Origin of the sequence: Thalassobaculum litoreum DSM 18839 (assembly GCF_900102465.1) — a bacterium.
GTDB lineage: Bacteria > Pseudomonadota > Alphaproteobacteria > Thalassobaculales > Thalassobaculaceae > Thalassobaculum > Thalassobaculum litoreum.
The window spans coordinates 78,312-96,250 of sequence record NZ_FNBW01000004.1 but is presented as its reverse complement, the minus strand read 5'-3'; the positions used below and the strand labels follow the sequence as shown (position 1 = coordinate 96,250).

The 17,939-nt window shown below is 67.5% G+C and carries 12 protein-coding genes; 11 read left to right on the top strand and 1 reads right to left on the bottom strand.

Annotated elements, in window-relative coordinates:
• Nucleotides 1-29 precede the first annotated feature (29 nt).
• From BLS34_RS07600 to BLS34_RS07585, 4 genes are all read left to right on the top strand, one after another.
• On the top strand, nt 30-3,338 hold the full coding sequence (locus BLS34_RS07600; RefSeq protein WP_139189150.1) for a hypothetical protein: 3,309 nt from the start codon (nt 30-32) through the stop codon (nt 3,336-3,338).
• Between the two features lie 8 nt (nt 3,339-3,346).
• The gene (locus tag BLS34_RS07595; RefSeq protein WP_093149372.1) at nt 3,347-3,835 is read left to right on the top strand and encodes a GNAT family N-acetyltransferase; all 489 of its coding nucleotides are present in this window, start codon (nt 3,347-3,349) and stop codon (nt 3,833-3,835) included.
• Between the two features lie 160 nt (nt 3,836-3,995).
• Nucleotides 3,996-5,291 (top strand): adenosylhomocysteinase, encoded by a 1,296-nt coding sequence (gene ahcY / locus BLS34_RS07590; RefSeq protein ID WP_028793258.1) that lies wholly within the window; start codon nt 3,996-3,998, stop codon nt 5,289-5,291.
• 399 nt (nt 5,292-5,690) lie between these two features.
• Nucleotides 5,691-8,219, top strand: coding sequence for a PAS domain S-box protein (locus tag BLS34_RS07585; RefSeq protein WP_093149369.1), 2,529 nt, complete (start codon nt 5,691-5,693; stop codon nt 8,217-8,219).
• Between the two features lie 26 nt (nt 8,220-8,245).
• On the opposite strand, the gene BLS34_RS07580 is transcribed toward BLS34_RS07585, so the two are convergent.
• Nucleotides 8,246-8,695, bottom strand: coding sequence for an Lrp/AsnC family transcriptional regulator (locus BLS34_RS07580; RefSeq protein WP_028793256.1), 450 nt, complete (start codon nt 8,693-8,695; stop codon nt 8,246-8,248).
• Between the two features lie 264 nt (nt 8,696-8,959).
• Between BLS34_RS07580 and cysG the strand changes: the two genes are divergently transcribed.
• From cysG to BLS34_RS07545, 7 genes are all read left to right on the top strand, one after another.
• Entirely contained in the window at nt 8,960-10,381 is a 1,422-nt protein-coding gene (gene cysG / locus BLS34_RS07575; RefSeq protein ID WP_093149368.1) for a siroheme synthase CysG, read from the top strand.
• 14 nt (nt 10,382-10,395) lie between these two features.
• Nucleotides 10,396-10,710 carry a DUF2849 domain-containing protein gene (locus BLS34_RS26440; protein WP_028793255.1) on the top strand — a complete coding sequence of 105 codons (315 nt, stop codon included), beginning with the start codon at nt 10,396-10,398 and terminating at the stop codon, nt 10,708-10,710.
• 3 nt (nt 10,711-10,713) lie between these two features.
• Nucleotides 10,714-12,372: a nitrite/sulfite reductase gene (locus BLS34_RS07565; protein WP_028793254.1), complete on the top strand. Its 1,659-nt coding sequence runs from the start codon at nt 10,714-10,716 to the stop codon at nt 12,370-12,372.
• Nucleotides 12,353-12,925, top strand: a complete 573-nt coding sequence (locus BLS34_RS07560) for a DUF934 domain-containing protein (protein WP_093149366.1) — start codon at nt 12,353-12,355, stop codon at nt 12,923-12,925. The genes BLS34_RS07565 and BLS34_RS07560 overlap by 20 nt, the downstream gene beginning before the upstream one ends.
• Before the next feature lie 187 nt (nt 12,926-13,112).
• Nucleotides 13,113-14,120, top strand: coding sequence for a TAXI family TRAP transporter solute-binding subunit (locus tag BLS34_RS07555; RefSeq protein ID WP_093149365.1), 1,008 nt, complete (start codon nt 13,113-13,115; stop codon nt 14,118-14,120).
• Between the two features lie 22 nt (nt 14,121-14,142).
• Nucleotides 14,143-16,104: a TRAP transporter permease gene (locus tag BLS34_RS07550; RefSeq protein WP_093149363.1), complete on the top strand. Its 1,962-nt coding sequence runs from the start codon at nt 14,143-14,145 to the stop codon at nt 16,102-16,104.
• 26 nt (nt 16,105-16,130) lie between these two features.
• Nucleotides 16,131-17,930: a gamma-glutamyltransferase family protein gene (locus BLS34_RS07545; protein ID WP_093149361.1), complete on the top strand. Its 1,800-nt coding sequence runs from the start codon at nt 16,131-16,133 to the stop codon at nt 17,928-17,930.
• Nucleotides 17,931-17,939: the final 9 nt, after the last annotated feature.

The window sequence follows — 17,939 nt, the reverse complement described above, 5'->3', positions numbered from 1 at the left end:
TTATTCTCTAAATAAGGGAGGAATGGCGAATGATCGGCAAACTAAAATTGTTAGCGGCGCTCGCTGCCCTCACCCTCACATCCGGGATGCTCTCGAGCACCCCGAAGGCCGATCCGGCGCCGCTTTCCGCCCTGCCGAGCACAATGCCGCTGCAGGACTACGAGGTGGAGGTTCTCTATCCCTGGCTCGTCGACCGGCGCTATGTCGGCCTGCCCGGCTGGAAGATCGACACGAAGGTCCGCGACACCGGACCGTTCATCCGGGGCGACTATTACGGCACCCACCCGGCGGTGCGCATCCACTATTCGCCCGAGGCGGTGACCTGGATCGACGGCGGTCGCGAGGGACCGGTGCCCCAGGGCGCGATCCTCATCAAGGAGATGTTCAACCCGCCGGCCGCGCTCTACGCCACCCTGGCCGAGACGCCCTACCTGAAGGCCTATCCCGGGATCCACGAGGCGCTGCTGGCCGATCTCCTGGTCGGCTGGACGGTCATGATCCAGGACAGTGGCGGAAACTCGAAGGATGGCTGGTTCTGGTCCGGCCCGTTCAAGGGGGCCTCCTTCGACAAGCCGGGCGGCGCGTCGAACGTGGACAATGGCGAGATGGTCCCGGTATCCGGCTTCGGCGTCGGCACCTGCATCCGCTGCCATGCCTCCGCCGCGAACGGCAATACCTTCGCCTCGGCGAAGAACTTCGAACCGGGAAAGATCCCGCTGCAGTTCAAGGTCGACAATTCCTGGCGGTCGAAGGACTACCTGACCAAGCACGCGACCGTCGGCGCGGTGGAGGACGGCGGCGCCTCGAAGACCGTCTGGGAGATCGTCGACGCCCATCTGGCCGACGCGCCCGAGGCCGAGCGGAAGGCCCTGTTCGCCAAGCTCGACCTGCCGCCGCAGCAGCGTCCGTTCTTCACACCCGAGGAGGCCGCCCAGGCTCCGGTCAGGAACGAGCACAGGCCGGACACCGACCGTCTGCTCGGTTCCCCCCACGACAAGCCCCTGCCCAAGCCGAACACAGCGTTTCTGGAGGCGTTTCTCGATCTGTCGCTGCTGAAGCCCGATCCGGGGGCGACCGAGATCGCGCGCTTCTCTCTGCCGTCGGAGTATTCCGACAACGTCCATCCGAGCACGGATCCGCAGCACTACCTCACCTCGTCGAACTGCATGGGCTGCCATGGCGGATTAGGCGGCGCGCCGTCCGGTGTGTCGATGTTCGTCTCGACCGGGCAGGCCTATGGCGACGGCTACAACGTCTCGCCCTATGGCGAATGGCGCTGGTCGCCGATGGGGCTCGCCGGCCGCGACCCGATCTTCCACGCCCAGCTCGAGAGCGAGATGATCATCCTGCTCGAGGAGAACGGCGCGCTGGACGGCGGCAAGCCCGGCCCGGAACCCGTTCAGCAGACCCAGCAGGCCTTGGTGGATACCTGCCTGCGGTGCCACGGGGCGATGGGCCTGCGCCAGATGGGCCTGGACGAGAACGCCAAACGCATCGCCGACGGCAAGCAGAGCCTGCCCCATGGCGGTATTCTCGACCCGAACTTCAATCCGGAGATCTTCTACCTGACCGAGCCGCTGACGAAAGCACAGCAGGAGAACCCACCCTTCACGCCGATCCCCGACCAGCCGATCCCGCCCACCGCGTTCCATCCGATCGCCGACGCGGAATACGGCGAGCTGGCCCGCGAGGGGATCAGCTGCACGGTCTGTCACCACATCGCCCCTGCCTCGAAGCAGCAGGTGGCGAGCTGGACCGAGAAGGTCGAAAAGGAGACACCGTCCTGGCTCGGCAGCCGGACCGACAATCTGTGGTCCGACGCCTTCCTCTACTTCACGGCCAACAACAACACCGGCCTGTACGAGCGCTCCGAGGCGGACGAGCTCCTGGGTCCGCTGGCGGACGTCGTGCCCAAGCCGATGCTCCACGCCATGGGCATCACGCCGAAGGTCGCGCCGCCCATGACCGAGGGCAAGCCGCCCTTCACCAAGGATTCGGCGATGTGCGGCACCTGCCACACCATCAACCTGCCGAATATCGGGGCGACGGTGGACGAGTACCCGATTCTGACCGCGCTGGAGCCCAACAAGCACTTCCAGGGCATCCCCCACAGCATCGAGCAGGCGACCTATCTGGAATGGGTCAATTCCAAGTTCGGGCCCGGCAAGTTCAACAAGCAGGGGCCGGACTTCGCGAGCTGCCAGGACTGTCACATGCCCAACCGGTTCGTCACCGTGGACGCGGACGACAAGCTGACCGACGCGATCGACCCGCTGGTGAGCCAGATCGCCACGATCCAGGATTCCGACTACGCCGCCGCAGACCATCAACTGCCGGCGCAGGACATCAGCGTGCCGCACCGGGCCGACTACAGCCGCCATGAACTGGTCGGCCTGAACGGCTTCATGGTGGAGATGGTCAAGCAGTTCCCGGCGGTCCTGGGCGTCGACAGCTCGGACTACGAGACCGGGGCGGAAACCGGCGCCGACCTCGCCGTCAACGCCATGGCCGCCTCGATCCGCGAGGGTCGCGTCGGCTCCGTCGCGGTCCGCTCCGCCACCACCGACGCGGCCGGCGATCTCGTGGTCGACGTGACGGTGGCGAACACCACGGGACACCGCCTGCCGAGCGGCGTCGCCTTCCGCCGCGCCTGGGTCTCGCTGGAGGTCCGGGGCGAGGACGGCGCGCTGCTCTGGGCCTCGGGCCGGCCGAACAAGGGCGGGCTGATCACCGATACCGGGGGCACCGTGCTGGCCACGGAGCTGCTGCGCGGCACCGCCTACCAGCCGCATTACGAGGAGATCACCGAGGACGATCAGGTGCAGATCTACGAGGAGCTGGTGCAGAACGCCGACGGCGACTTCACCACGTCCTTCGTGCATCGGGTGAAACACATCAAGGACAACCGCCTGATGCCGGCGGGCTGGGTGACGGCGGCCGATTTCGCCGGTAAGAGCGAGACCTCCGGCATCGCCGACCAGGGCGACCTGCTGTACGAGTTCATGCAGGCCACCGAGCCCACGGGCACCGGCGACGATCCGGATTTCGCGGCCAGCCCGAACAGCGGCACAGACAGCTTGCGCTACCGCATCGCCAGCGGGAAACTGGGCGGCAGGAAGGCGGCGTCGGTGACGGCCCGCTTCTACTACCAGTCGTTCCAGCCGTCCTGGTTCTACCAGCGCTTCGAGCTTGCCAACAAAGCCAAGCAGATGGGCTACAACACGCCGGAGACCGACCGGCTGTTCTATCTGGCCTCGCACCTGGATCTGGAAGGCACGATGATGGAGGGCTGGAAGATCGAGATCGGCGCGGACGAGAAGCCGCTGCGGGGGCAATAGGGACCGGCATGACGATACGGGTGGCGGCGGCCGCGCCGCAGGACCTTGCCGCCGCGGCCGCGGTCATCCACCGCGCCTTCTCCACCCTGGTCGGCCGGATCGACCCGCCCTCCGCTGCCCTGACCGAGACCCCGGACAGCCTCGCCGCCCGGTTCGGGCGGGGCGGCGCCGTCTTCGTCGCGCGTCTGGATGGGAATATCGTGGGTGCCGTCTGTGCCGATCCGAGGCCGGACGGATCGATCTATCTCGACCGGCTGGCGGTCGATCCGGCGATGGCCGGGCACGGCATCGCCCGTGCGCTGGTGGCTGCAGTGGAAGATTTCGCCCGACGCGAGGGACACGACCGGGTCACCCTCGGCGTTCGCCTGCTGCTGACCGACAACATCGCGATGTTCCGGCATCTCGGGTATCTCGAGACCGGCCGCAAGGCGCATCCGGGCTATACCGAACCGACCTCGATGAATCTGGCGAAGGCGCTGCGCCAGGCGGCGTCATAACCGCGAGACGGGGCGCGGCGGGCTCGGCCGGCTGCCTTGCCGATCTCGCCGGGGCTTGTTATACGCAGCGCCGAGGCCGACATCGATGTGAGCGTGACGCTCGGGCGCGGGCACCAAAGCCGCCTGAGCACGCTCCAATAGACAGGAGACGAGGACATTCATGGCCGAGTTCACCGACTATAAGGTCGCCGACATTTCCCTGGCCAACTGGGGCCGGCGCGAGATCGCGATCGCCGAAACCGAAATGCCGGGCCTGATGGCGATCCGCGAGGAGTACGGCCCGTCGAAGCCGCTCAAGGGCGCGCGGATCACCGGCTGCCTGCACATGACCATTCAGACCGCCGTGCTGATCGAGACGCTGATCGCGCTCGGCGCGGAGATCCGCTGGTCGTCGTGCAACATCTTCTCGACCCAGGACCAGGCCGCCGCGGCCATCGCCGCCGCCGGCATCCCGGTCTTCGCCTGGAAGGGCGAGACGGAAGAGGAGTACGAGTGGTGCATCCGCCAGACCATCGAGGGTCCGGACGGCTGGCGCCCGAACATGCTGCTGGATGACGGCGGCGACCTCACGATCATGATGCACGAGGACTATCCCGAGCTCATGAAGGACGTGAAGGGCGTGTCGGAGGAGACCACCACCGGCGTGCACCGTCTCTACGAGATGGCCAAGAAGGGCAAGCTCCTGGTTCCGGCCATCAACGTGAACGACAGCGTCACCAAGTCGAAGTTCGACAACCTGTACGGCTGCCGCGAGAGCCTGGCCGACGGCATCCGCCGGGCCACCGACGTGATGTTCTCCGGCAAGATTGCCTGCGTCGCCGGTTACGGCGATGTCGGCAAGGGCTCGGCCCAGTCGCTGCGCAATGCCGGCGCCCGCGTCATCGTCACCGAAGTCGACCCGATCTGCGCGCTGCAGGCGGCGATGGAGGGCTACGAGGTCGTGACCATGGAGGAGGCCGCTCCGCGCGCCGACATCTTCGTCACCGCCACGGGCAACAAGGACATCATCACCGTCGACCACATGCGGGCGATGAAGGACCGGGCGATCGTCTGCAACATCGGTCACTTCGACAACGAGATCCAGGTCGACGGCCTGAAGAATCTCAAGTGGGAGAACGTGAAGCCGCAGGTCGACGAGATCGTGTTCCCGGACGACAAGCGCATCATCCTGCTGGCCGAGGGCCGGCTGGTGAACCTGGGCTGCGCCACCGGCCACCCCAGCTTCGTGATGAGCGCCTCGTTCTCGAACCAGACCCTGGCGCAGATCGAGCTCTGGAAGAACCACAGCAAGTACGACAAGCAGGTCTACGTCCTGCCGAAGAAGCTGGACGAGCGCGTGGCCGAGCTTCACCTGAAGAAGATCAACGCCAACCTGTCCACGCTGTCGGAAGATCAGGCCGCCTATATCGGCGTGACCACCAACGGCCCGTTCAAGCCGGAGGCGTACCGCTACTAAGCGGACCCGTCTTACCGAACAGTCAGAAAACCGGGTCGGCGACGGCCCGGTTTTTTTCTTTGGAACCCCGGTCCCGGCGCAGACCGGAAATGGTTAACGCCGAAATGTGAGTTTCTTCACATTGACGACTCTTCCGGTAGCGCTCTCAATAGGTTGCACTTGTGCTGTTCATTGCTCGAATTTTCGGGCTTTTTTAACCAATTGAAAAGGAGTTGCTGAGTATCCTTGGTTCACGCGTCCCTCCGTTGTTCGGAGACGGGAGAGATCCATGGTCGCACGGTCCTCTGAGTTGATTGCCGGTTTCGGTACGCCATCGGCCTGCAAACGCGGCCAATCTTTTCGCGCCCACCACCTCACCGACGGGTTGAAGCCTGCGGGCACCGGCCCACGGTGGACTCTATGATCGTCGCCCATTCAATTCTGCAGAATTTCGGGCTGCTCTGCCTCGGCGCCCTCATGATGCTGCTGCTGACCCGTCATGTGGATATCCTGGTTACGGGACAGCTGCGCAACCTCGTGTTCGGACTCATCCTCGGGGTGATCTCGGTCGTCGTCGTCGCCTCGCCGATCTTCGGACCGCACGGCTCCACCTTCGACACCCGCGCAGCCCCTCTCGCCCTGGCCGGGTATTTCGCCGGGCCCGTGGGCGGGGTGGTGGCAGCGAGCCTGGCTGCGATCGCTCGATACGAGGTCGGCGGCCCGTATATGATCAGCGGCATCCTCAGCGTCTTCATCTATGCCGCGGCCGGGGCCGTCTTCGCCGCGATCAGCCGGCGCAGGAACCGACGCCGTCAGGGTTTCCTGGGGTTCGTCGTCCTCGCGGTGGTTTCGACCCTGGCCTCACTGCCGGCCTTCTTCGTCAACCAGCCGTTCCAAGACGGCCTCGCGATCCTGTCGGATTTCTGGCCGATCATTCTCGTGAGCAACGTCGGCGGAATCCCGCTGCTCGGCCTGACCATAGAGTTCCTGCTTGAGATCTCCGACGAGCGCGACCGCTACCAGATCGGCCTGCAGACCTCCGCACTTGCCCGCCAGTCGGCGCGGATCGGCGTGTGGACCCACGATCTGTCCAGCGGGCGGGTCACCTGGGACAGTGTGCAGCACGAGGTGATGGGGCTGCCGCCGGGCAGCTTCGAGGGCACCCACGAAGCCTTCATCAGCCGGATCGTTCCGGCCGACCGGCCCCGGGTCGAGGAGGAGCTGCGCGCGGCCGAGGCAGCGTCGGCCCCCTTCCAGCTCCAGTTTCAGATCATGACGCCCGACGGCGAACTCAGGCATATCCGCGGCCACGGCCATTTCGTCGGAACCGACGGATCGACCGCGCCGGCGCGGATGATCGGCGTGAACTTCGATGTCACCCGCGAGCACGAACTGCAGGCCCAGGTCGAACTGAACAGCGCCGCCCTCGATTCCGCCGTCTGCGGCGTCATCATCGCCGAAGCCAAGGACGACCATCCGATCGTCTATGTGAACAGCGCCTTCACCGCGATCACCGGGTACACGTCCCGCGAGACCCTGGGCCGGAACTGCCGCTTCCTCAACAAGGGGCTCGGAGACCAGCCGGAACTCGAGGTGATCCGGCGGTCCCTCGCCCGGGGCATGCCCTGCACCGTCACCCTGTCGAACCGGCGCAAGGACGGGGCGACCTTCTGGAACACCCTCAATCTGTCGCCGATCCGGAACCGAAACGGGCATATCAGCCATTTCATCGGCGTCCAGGACGATGTCTCGGAACAGGTCACCGCCCGCCAGGTGATCGCCGAGGGCCGAGACCAGCTGGAGGCGATTCTCGCAGCCACGCCCGACGCCATCCTGACGGTCGATTCCCGTCAGCGGATCACCAGCTTCAACGACGCGGCGGTCCGTCTGTTCGGCTGGCGACGAGACGAAATCATCGGCCGTTCGATCCACGAACTCGTGCCGGTCGGCGCGCGCAAGACCCATGTGGATCTGGTCCGCAACTACATCGCCGATCCGCACTCCGTACCCGGCCCCATGTCGGCGCTGCGGATCGTGCAGGCGCGCCGCAAGAACGGCAGCAGCTTCCCGGCCCTGATCTCGCTCGCACGCTACCAGGTCGGCGGGGAGCCGATGGTCACCGCGACCGCCCACGACATGTCGGAGATCGTCCAGGCGAACGAGGAACTCCAGCGCCTGTCGGACCGGCTGCGCGATCAGCTCGAGGAAGCCTATCGGGCGAACGAGGCCAAGGACCACTTCCTCGCCCATATGAGCCACGAGCTGCGCACACCGCTGAACGCCATCATCGGCTTCTCGGAACTGATCACCTCGCTGGGCATGGAAAAGCTCGGTCCTGCTCGTGCCGACGAGTATGTCGGCGATATCAAGCGCAGCGGCGAGCATCTGCTGAGCCTGATCAACGAGATCCTGGATCTGTCCCGCCTCAAGGCCGGCCAGGTGGAGGCGACGATTGCCCCCGTCGAGGCCCAGGCGCTTCTGGAGGAGGCGCTGACCACCATCGCTCCGACGCTGGTGAAGAAGAGCATCGGCGCCATGACCGACGTGCGGGAGTCCGGCCCGATCCTGTGCGATCGCCGGCTCACGTTGCAGTGCCTGCTGAACCTGCTGTCCAACGCGGCGAAGTTCTCGCCGGAAGGCAGCCGGGTCACGGCCCGGGTCTTCCACCAGGACAACGGCACGTGCATCGCCATCGAGGATCAGGGATCCGGCGTCCCGGACGACATTCTGGAGCGCGTGGGCGAACCGTTCCTGCGGCACGACGATCCGCTGACCTCCAACGGCGAAGGCTCGGGCCTCGGCCTGGCCATCACCAAGAGCCTGGTCGAAACACAGAACGGCCGGCTGCGGATCGCCAACGGCGCCAGTGGCGGCACGGTGGCCACGATCTGGCTGCCGTCGCGCGACCGGGTGCGGAACGGCGAGAACAATTCCCTGGAGGTCTGCTGAGGCGTCGCGTCGGTTCCGCTGCCCGGTCAGACCGGCAGGGCGGTGGTCTGCTTGATCGTCTCCATCGAGAACCGCGACGTCACCTCGGTCAGCGGCGTGGTGTCGACCAGCCGCTTGTAGAAGGCGTCGAACGCCTTCATGTCGGCGACCACCACCTTCAGCATGTAGTCGATCTCGCCGGCCATGCGATGGAACTCCTGCACCTCGGGCATGGCGCTGACGAATTCGGCGAAGTTGCGCAGCCATTCGCCGGAATGCTCGCCCGTGCTGATCGACATGAAGACCGTCAGCCCGTAGCCGAGCGCCTCCGGCTCCAGCACCGCTACCTGCTCGCGGATCACCCCCGACTCCTGAAGACGGTTGATCCGCTTCCAGCAGGGCGAGGCGGACAGCCCTACCTGACGGGCGACTTCCGAAACCGGCGCGCTGCAGTCGGCCTGAAGGATCCGAAGGATCCGGCGGTCTGTATCATCCATTCCGGTCTCCACCGTGTTTGGGAACGGTTTTTCTCATATCAGAACTCATTGAGACCGTCCCGTTCTATTTGGTATCCATCATCTATCCAATCAGGAACGATCTTTTTATCTTCGCGCTGAAGGGGCCGATCCGGCACCAGCCCAGGAGCATTCGTCGTTCCGGGCCGCGGCGATTTGAAGGGCAGCTTGCGACCGCGTCACCAACCGCTAAAGCGCCACGGGTGATCGCCCGTGGGCCCAGGCTGGACCGAATGGAGATCGTCCGTGAGATATTTCCCCCTGTTTGCCGATCTTGAAGGCCGGCGCTGCGTCGTGATCGGCGGCGGCGGGGAGGCGGCGCGCAAGATCCGCCTGCTGCGCAAGACCGGCGCCCGGCTTCTGGTCGTCGCCCCCCGCGCCGAGACCGAGATCGTCGAGGCCGCCGCATCCGGCGCCCTGACTCTGGTCAACCGCCCCTTCGACCCGGAAGATCTGGACGGCGCCGCCCTGCTGGTGGTGTCGGATGACGGCAGCCAGGAGCTCGACCCGATCCTCTCGGCCGCCCGCGCCACCGGCATTCCGATCAACGTCATCGACAATCCGTCCCGGTCCACCGTGATCGTCCCCGGCATCGTCGACCGCGACCCCATCCTGGTGGCCATCGGCAGCGCCGGGGCCGCGCCCGTCCTGGTGCGCCGGCTGCGCGAGAAGATCGAGGCCCTGCTGCCGTCGCGGCTCGGCGCCCTGGCGCGGTTCGCCGGGCGATTCCGCGGCGCTGTCTCCGCCTCGATCACCGAAGGCGAGGGCCGCCGTCTGTTCTGGGAGAGCGTCTTCGACGGCCCGATCGCCGGGCGGGTTCTGGCCGGCGACGAGACCGGCGCCAGCGAGGCGATGCTGCGGGCGATCAACGACGACCGCCGTGCCGAGCGGGTCGGTTCCGTCGCCCTGATCGGTGCCGGGCCGGGCGATCCGGACCTGCTGACGGTCAAGGCGCTGCGCATGATGCAGGACGCCGACGTGGTGGTGCATGACGCGCTGCTGGGCGAGGGCATCCTCGACTGCGTGCGCCGCGACGCCGACCGCATCGATGTGGGCAAGCGCAAGGGCAAGCACAGCGTCAAACAGGACGAGATCAACGAGATTCTTCTGACCCACGCCCGCGCCGGCAAGCGGGTAGTCCGGCTCAAAGGCGGCGATCCGTTCGTCTTCGGGCGCGGCGGCGAGGAGCTCGCCCATCTGCGGCGCCACGGCATCGCCGTGGAGATCGTGCCCGGCGTCACCGCCGCCCTGGGGGCCGCGGCGAGCTGCGCGATCCCGCTGACCGACCGACGCCACGCCTCGTCGGTGACCTTCATCACCGGCCACGGCAAGGACGGCGCCCTGGACATCGAGCCCGCACTGCTGGCCGAGGGGCGCAACACGATCGTGGTCTATATGGGCGTGTCGGTCGCCGGCGGCATCGCCGCACGGGCCATCGCCGCCGGCCGCGCCGCGTCGACCCCGGTCGCCGTCATCGAGCGCGCCACCCAGCCCGATCAGCGCGTGCTGCGCGGCACGCTGGCCGGCCTCGGCGCCCTGGTCGAGGAGCAGGCGGTGCGCGGCCCGGCCCTGCTGGTGATCGGCGAGGTGACCGCCGCCGCCAATGCCCTTCCCTTCCCGCTTCCCCGCACGGCGCCGGCCCCGGTGCCCGAGCGGCTCGCCGTCTGAGATCGGAGCCACCGATGGCCACTGCCAGCCCCCCGAAAGTGATGACCGCCAACCGCCTGAGCGACGGGGCGGTGGTCTACCTGACCCTCGCCCATACCTGGTCCGACCGCTTCGCCGACGCCCATGCCAGCGCCGAGCCGGCGGAACTCGCCGGGTTCGAGGCGACGGCCCTGGAGGCCGTGCGCTCTCGGGTCGTGGTCGGCACCTACCTGTTCCCGGTGTCGGTCGAGGCGGACGGCAGCCTCGTGCCGCTGGGTCAGCGCGAACGCATCCGCTCCGCCGGGCCGACCGTCGGCACCGATCTTCCCGCTTCCGTCAAGGTGGCCTGAGCCATGTACCAGTACAACAATTTCGACCACGCCTTCGTGCGGGCCCGCTCGGCCGAGTTCCGCGAGCAGGTCGCCCGGCGCCTCGCCGGCGAGCTGACCGAGGACGAGTTCAAGCCGCTGCGGCTGATGAACGGGCTGTACCTGCAGCTCCACGCCTACATGCTGCGGGTCGCCATCCCCTACGGCACCCTGTCGTCACGGCAGATGCGCAAGCTGGCGGAGATCGCCCGGCGCTGGGACCGAGGCTACGGCCATTTCACCACCCGCCAGAACATCCAGTACAACTGGCCCAAGCTGGAGGACGTGCCCGACATCCTCGACTCGCTGGCCGAGGTCGAGATGCACGCGATCCAGACCTCCGGCAACTGCATCCGCAACGTCACCGCCGACCAGTTCGCCGGGGCGGCCGCCGACGAGATCGAGGATTCCCGCATCTGGGCCGAGATCATGCGGCAGTGGTCGACCCTGCACCCGGAATTCTCGTTCCTGCCGCGCAAGTTCAAGATCGCCATCACCGGGGCGGAGACCGACCGGGCGGCGGTGAAGTTCCACGACATCGGCCTGCGCATGCGGCGCAACGCCGAGGGCGCGGTCGGCTTCGAAGTGATCGTCGGCGGCGGCCAGGGCCGCACCCCGATCGTCGGCGAGACGATCCGGGAGTTCCTGCCCAAGGAGCACCTGCTGTCCTATCTGGAAGCCATCCTGCGGACCTATAACCTGCTGGGCCGGCGCGATAATCTCTACAAGGCGCGGATCAAGATCCTGCTGGCGCAGACTGGAGTCGAGGAGTTCACCCGGCTGGTCGAGGAGGAGTGGGAGCGCATCCGCGACGGCGCGCTGACCCTGACCGATGCCGAAATCCGACGGATCGAGCGGCACTTCGCGCCGCCGGCCCTGAAGCCGGCCAAGCCGGATGCCGGCTTCGCCGCCGCCAAGCTGGAGCACCGCGATTTCGCCCGCTGGTGCCGCACCAACCTGTTCCCGCACAAGGTGCCGGGCCACGTGCTGGTGACGGTGTCGCTGAAGCCGGCCGGCGGCATCCCGGGCGACGCCACGGCGGAGCAGATGGACGCCATCGCCGACCTGGCCGAGCGCTATTCGCTCGGAGACATCCGGGTCGCCCATGAGCAGAACCTGGTCCTGCCCCATGTCCGCGAGGCCGACCTGTTCGAGCTGTGGACCCTGTTGAAGGGCGACGGCCTGGCCGAAGGCAATATCGGGCTGATCACCGACATCATCGCCTGCCCCGGCCTGGACTACTGCAACCTGGCCAACGCAAGGGCGATCCCGGTGGCCCAGGCGCTGAGCCGGCGCTTCGCCGACAGCGAGCTGGCCAACGAGATCGGCCCGCTGACCCTGAACATCTCGGGCTGCATCAACGCCTGCGGCCATCACCATGTCGGCAATATCGGCATCCTCGGCGTCGATAAGAAGGGCGAGGAATTCTATCAGATCACCCTCGGCGGCTCCGCCGGCGACGACGCGGCGGTCGGCTCCATCGTCGGCCCGGCCGTCCCGTTCGAGCGGGTGACCGAGACCGTCGAGCGCATCATCGAAACCTACCGGAGCGTCCGCGAGACGGGCGAGCCCTTCGTCGCCACCGTGCGGCGCACCGGTCTGACCCCGTTCAAGGAGGCTCTCTATGCCGATCGTCAAGCATGACTGCGTGATCGAGGATGTCTGGCGCCCGCTGAACGGCCGCGACCTGACGGAGATCTGCCCGAACGAGAGCGTGCTGCTCAGCCTCGAGGAATGGCGGTCGATCGGCCGCGCGGCCGCCGCCCGGTTCGAGCGGATCGGCATCGCGCTTGCACCGGACGAGGCGGTGGAGGACATCGTCGACGCCCTGCCGGAGCTGGATCTGGTCGCCCTGAGCTTCCCGAAGTTCAACGACGGGCGCGCCTTCTCCCAGGCCCGTCTGCTGCGCGAGCGGCTCGGCTTCATCGGCGAGATCCGGGCGACCGGCCACGTCATCCGCGACCTGTTCCTGTTCATGCAGCGCAGCGGCTTCGATGCCGTCGCCGTGGAGGACACGCGGGCGCTGACCCCCTGGCTCGCCGCCCGCCGACGTTTCACCGGCTTTTACCAGCCGGCGCTGGACCACGAGGACGAGCCGGACGAAGCACCGGCTCCCGCCACCGCCGGATCCGGATCCGGCACGGTCGGCCAGGTCGCGTGTGGCACGGACAGCGTCGCCGCCCTCTGGGCCTACTGACGGTCGCAGCGCGTCTCCAAGGAAAACGAACGGAGAAGAATAATCCCCTTCTCCGCTCAACCATTCATTCCTGTTTAGCTGGAAACCGACTTTCCCCGGGTTGCCGCATGCTGCGGTGCCCACTAACCTCCCTCGTCTGTCGCTGCCCGGCGGCAAACCAATCACTTCAGTGACCAGGGGGTTATTCATGTCCATTCTGACCAGAAGAACGCTTCTTCAGGGGATTGGCGGCGCGGCCGGTGCGGCGGCGATGACGCCGCTTCTCGGCGGCGGTGCGCAGGCGGCCGGCAAGATCTACCAGTGGGGCTCCTCGAGCCTGGGGTCGACCGGCTATCAGATCATCACCGTGCTGTCGGCCGCGGCCTCGAAATTCTCCGACGACCGCCACGCGTCCCTGTCGACGGCGGGCGGCGCCGAGAACATGGCGCTGATCGGCGAAGGCATCCTCGATTTCGGCCAGTCCACCACCACCGACTGGTACCCGGCGATCAACGGCCTCGGCCGCTACGAGGGCAATCCGGTCAACGCCGTGCAGATGTTCTCCTACACCGTGTGGCAGTGCACCCCGATGGTACGCGCCGATTCCGGCATCGAGACGCTGGAGGATCTGGCGGGCAAGCGGGTCATGCCGGCGGCGGCCGGCGGTGCCACGACCGGCCTTTGGAACACCCTGTTCGAGGCCGCCGGCATCAAGGACAAGGTCGAGTGGACCTACGGCTCCTGGAGCGAGAGCTACGATGCCCTGGCCTCCGGCGCGGTGGACTGCATCCCGTCGCTGCTGACCGCCGGCAATCCGGCGGGCGTCATGCAGCGCCTGGAGACCACCCACGAGCTCAAGATCCTGCCGATCAGCCAGGAACTGATCGACAAGGCGGCGGAGATGAACCCTGGCGTGAAGAGCGCCATGGTCTCGCCGGACACCTGGGCCAGCCTGAAGGAGCCGACCCGCATGGTGTCCTTCGGCGGCGTGCTGGCCGCCAGCCCGAACATCTCCGAGGAGGTCGGCTACAACGTGACCAAGGCGGTCTACGAGAACGCCGAGTTCGTGCGCCAGCGCGGCGGGGTGAAGCTCAAGGACATCAACCCCGAGTTCGCCATGGAGTTCCTGATGCCCGCCTATCCGGTCAATGCCGGTGCCGCGAAGTATTTCAAGGAACAGGGCGTGTGGCGTGACGACCTGAAGATCCACGGCTGACACCTGCTCTGACGGGGACGCTTTGACACAAACGGACCAGACGCACCGGCGCCTCGAAGAGGTCGCCGGTGCCGCCGACACGCGGTCGCGCACGGCCACGGGCCTCCTGCTCGTGGCCGCGCTCGTCATGCTCGGCATTCACTTCATGCAGATGGCGACCTTCACGCTGCCGTCGGGCCAGTTCCGGAACTTCCACCTCGGCTTCGCCATCATCATCGGCTTCCTGGCGCTGATCGAGCAGAGCGGTGCGGAGCAGAAGCTGCGCCGGGCGATGTTCTGGGGACTGACGGCCCTGACCGTCGTCCTGATGGCCTATATCCACGTCGAATACGAAGCGCTGACCCAGGTCCGCAGCTTCCTGCCGAACGCGCAGGACATGGCGGTCGCGGTGCTGCTGCTGGCGGCCGCGCTGATCCTGTCCGGCTTCCAGTGGGGCTGGACGATCCCGGCGCTGGCGCTGATCGGCATCGCCTACGGCCTGTGGGGCTACCTGATGCCCGGGGAGATCTTCTTCCACGGCGGCATCGCCCTGAAACGCCTGCTCGGCTACACGTCCATTCCGTATTTCCAGGGTCTGCTCGGCGGCCTGACCAGCCTGTCCGCCGGCACGATCTTCATGTTCATGCTGTTCGGCGGCGCGCTGAAGGCGACCGGTGCGGTCGATTTCATCGTCCAGCTCGGCTTCACGGTCGGGCGCAAGTCACGGGCCGGGCCGGCCCTGGTCGCAGTGATCTCCAGCGGCCTGATGGGCACGGTCTCCGGCTCCACGGTCGCCAACGTCGCGTCCACCGGCGCGCTCACCATCCCGCTGATGAAGCGCTACGGCTTCAAGGGCGAGTTCGCCGGCGCGGTCGAAGCCGTCGCGTCGACCGGCGGCCAGCTCATGCCGCCGGTGATGGGCCTCGCCGCCTTCCTGATCGTCGGCATGACCGGCCTGCCCTACAACTCGATCATGATCGCCGCCATCGCGCCGGCGCTGATCTTCTACGCCTACCTGATGTTCTCGGTGCAGCTCCGCGCCATCAGCCTCGACCTCGACGCCCGCGAATCCGACGTGCTGGAGGGCGGCCCGACCCTGGCCGAGGCCGCCAAGCGCCAGTGGCACCTGGCGGTGTCGGTCTTCGTGCTGGTCTGGCTGCTGGTCGGCGGCATGCCGGCCGGAACGGCGGCGCTGATCTCGGTGCTGCTGCTGCTCGGCCTCGACTTCCTGATGACCGTCTTCCTCGGCCGCGTCAGCCTCGGTGCATTCCGCGAGGCGCTGGGGCGGGTGGTCAACGGGCTGGTCGAGGGTGCCCGCGCCGGTGCCGCCGTCGCCACCGTGATCGCGGTGATCGGCGTGCTGATCGAGCTGCTGACCGTGACCGGCTTCGCCCAGAAGCTGTCCTTCGCCATGCTCGACCTGTCGGACGGCTCGCTGTTCACCCTGTCGATCATCGTGGCGGTGTCCTGCCTGGTCTTCGGCCTCGGCCTGCCGACCTCGGCGTCGTATTTCATCGTCGCCCTGTTCGGCGCGCCGGCGCTGGTGGAGACCGGGGTGCCGCTGCTGGCCGCCCACATGTTCGTGTTCTATTTCGCCAACCTCTCGGCGGTCACGCCACCGGTCGCGGTCGCAGCATTGGTCGGCGCCAACATCGCCAAGGCGAAGTTCTGGGGCACGGCCTTCAACGCCGTCCGCCTCGCCCTGCCCGGATTCCTGATGCCGTTCCTGTTCCTGTTCGAGCCCGAGATCCTCGGGATCGGCAGCGGCTTCGGCGCGCAGATCATGGCCGTCGCCCAGGCGCTCATCGCCACGGGTGCGCTGAACTGCGCCCTGGAGGGCCGGATCTTCCAGCGGATCTCGGTGGTCGAGCGGATCGTCCTCGCGGTCGCCGCGATCGGCCTGCTTTACTGGAACGTCCAGATCGAGCTCGTGTCGCTGGCCGTGGTGATCCTCCTCGCCGCCTGGAGCTGGTGGCGCAGCCGTGCTGCGCGAGCCGCCGCATAACCTGAACCGACCCTTCGGAGCCCCCCATGGCCAAGCTCGCCTTCACCACCCGCCCGGAACTGCAGGGCAAGTTCGGCATGGTGACCACCACCCACTGGCTTGCCTCGGCGGCCGGGATGGCGATGCTGGAGAAGGGCGGCAACGCCTTCGACGCGGCGATCGCCGCCGGCTTCGCCCTGCAGGTGGCCGAGCCGCACCTGAACGGTCCGGGCGGCGAGCTGCCGGCGGTGTTCTTCGCCAACAAGGACGGAAAGCCGCGCGTGCTCTGCGCCCAGGGCTCCGCTCCCGCCGGCGCAACCATCGACGCCTTCCAGAAGCTCGGTCTCGACCTGATCCCGGGTTCGGGTCTGCTGCCGGCGGTGGTTCCGGGCGCCTTCGACGGCTGGCTGAAGCTGCTGGCAGACTACGGCACCCTGAGCCTGCGTGAGGTGTTGGCCTACGCCATCGACTACGCCGAGCAGGGCGTGCCGGTGCTGCCGAAGATCGCCGAGTTCGCCAGCCGGGTCGCCCCGCTGTTCCGCGAGCACTGGCCGAGTTCGGCCGAGGTGTACCTGAAGGGCGGCAATCCGCCGGCCGTCGGCGAGTGGATGACCAACCGCACCCTGGCCGCCACCTACCGCCGCATCCTGGACGAGGCCGAGGCATCGTCGGGCGACCGGCTGCGGCAGATCGAGACGGCGCGCGACATCTGGTACAAGGGCTGGGTCGCCGACGCGATCGACCGGTTCTACCGCAACGAGACCCTGCTCGATTCCTCCGGCCGCGCCCATAGCGGGCTAATGACCGGCGACGACCTCGCCGCCTGGAGTGCCCGCTACGAGGATCCGGTCACCCTCGACTACGGCCGCTACACCGTGTGCAAATGCGGGTTCTGGAGCCAGGGCCCGGTCCTGCTGCAGCAGCTCGCCCTGTTGCGCGACATGGGCCTTTCCGACATGGACGCCGCCGGCCCGGAATTCGTCCATACCGTGGTGGAAGCCGCCAAGCTCGCCTTCGCCGACCGCGAGGCCTGGTACGGCGACCCCGACTTCACCGACGTGCCGGCCGATGTGCTGCTGTCCGACGCCTATGCCAGGGAGCGGCGCGCGCTCATGGGCGATACCGCGTCGCTCGACCTGCGGCCGGGCAGCCCGCTGGGCCGCAACCCGAACATCGCCGCCGCCCTGGCCGCCGACGGTGATCCGGGCGCGATCGGCCACTACTGGAGCCTGGGCGAGCCGACGGTCACCCCGATGGGCGAGGCGCGCGGCGACACGGTGCATATCGACGTGATCGACCGCGACGGCAACATGATCTCCTGCACCCCGTCCGGCGGCTGGCTGCAGAGCGCGCCGGTGGTCCCGGAGCTGGGCTTCTGCATGAGCGTGCGCGGCCAGATGTTCTGGCTCGACGGCGACGCCGCCACCTCGCTGGAGCCGGGCAAGCGTCCGCGCACCACCCTGTCCCCGTCGCTGGCGATGCGCGACGGCGAGCCTTACATGGTCTGGGGCACGCCCGGCGGCGACCAGCAGGACCAGTGGTCGCTGCTGCTGTTCCTGCACCATGTCGAGCACGGCATGAACCTGCAGGAGGCGATCGACACCCCCGCCTTCCATTCCGAGCACTTCCCCGGCTCGTTCTGGCCGCGCGCCCGACATCCCGGAAAGCTCGCCGTTGAAGGTCGGTTCGGCGCCCGCACCATCGACACCCTGAAGGCCCAGGGCCATAAGGTTCAGGTCGGCGGCGACTGGAGCGAGGGGCGGCTGACCGCGGCGGCGAAGGATGGCGACGTGCTCAAGGCCGCCGCCAACGCCCGCGGCATGCAGGGCTACGCCGCCGGCCGGTAAGGCTCCCGG

Bases quoted from the DNA above. Each gene is read 5' to 3' on its own strand.
- BLS34_RS07600 (WP_139189150.1), top strand. From the start codon at position 30: ATGATCGGCAAACTAAAATTGTTAGCGGCGCTCGCTGCCCTCACCCTC.
- BLS34_RS07585 (WP_093149369.1), top strand. From the start codon at position 5,691: ATGATCGTCGCCCATTCAATTCTGCAGAATTTCGGGCTGCTCTGCCTC.
- ahcY (WP_028793258.1), top strand. From the start codon at position 3,996: ATGGCCGAGTTCACCGACTATAAGGTCGCCGACATTTCCCTGGCCAAC.
- BLS34_RS07595 (WP_093149372.1), top strand. From the start codon at position 3,347: ATGACGATACGGGTGGCGGCGGCCGCGCCGCAGGACCTTGCCGCCGCG.
- BLS34_RS07565 (WP_028793254.1), top strand. From the start codon at position 10,714: ATGTACCAGTACAACAATTTCGACCACGCCTTCGTGCGGGCCCGCTCG.
- BLS34_RS26440 (WP_028793255.1), top strand. From the start codon at position 10,396: ATGGCCACTGCCAGCCCCCCGAAAGTGATGACCGCCAACCGCCTGAGC.
- BLS34_RS07560 (WP_093149366.1), top strand. From the start codon at position 12,353: ATGCCGATCGTCAAGCATGACTGCGTGATCGAGGATGTCTGGCGCCCG.
- BLS34_RS07555 (WP_093149365.1), top strand. From the start codon at position 13,113: ATGTCCATTCTGACCAGAAGAACGCTTCTTCAGGGGATTGGCGGCGCG.
- BLS34_RS07545 (WP_093149361.1), top strand. From the start codon at position 16,131: ATGGCCAAGCTCGCCTTCACCACCCGCCCGGAACTGCAGGGCAAGTTC.
- BLS34_RS07580 (WP_028793256.1), bottom strand. From the start codon at position 8,695: ATGGATGATACAGACCGCCGGATCCTTCGGATCCTTCAGGCCGACTGC.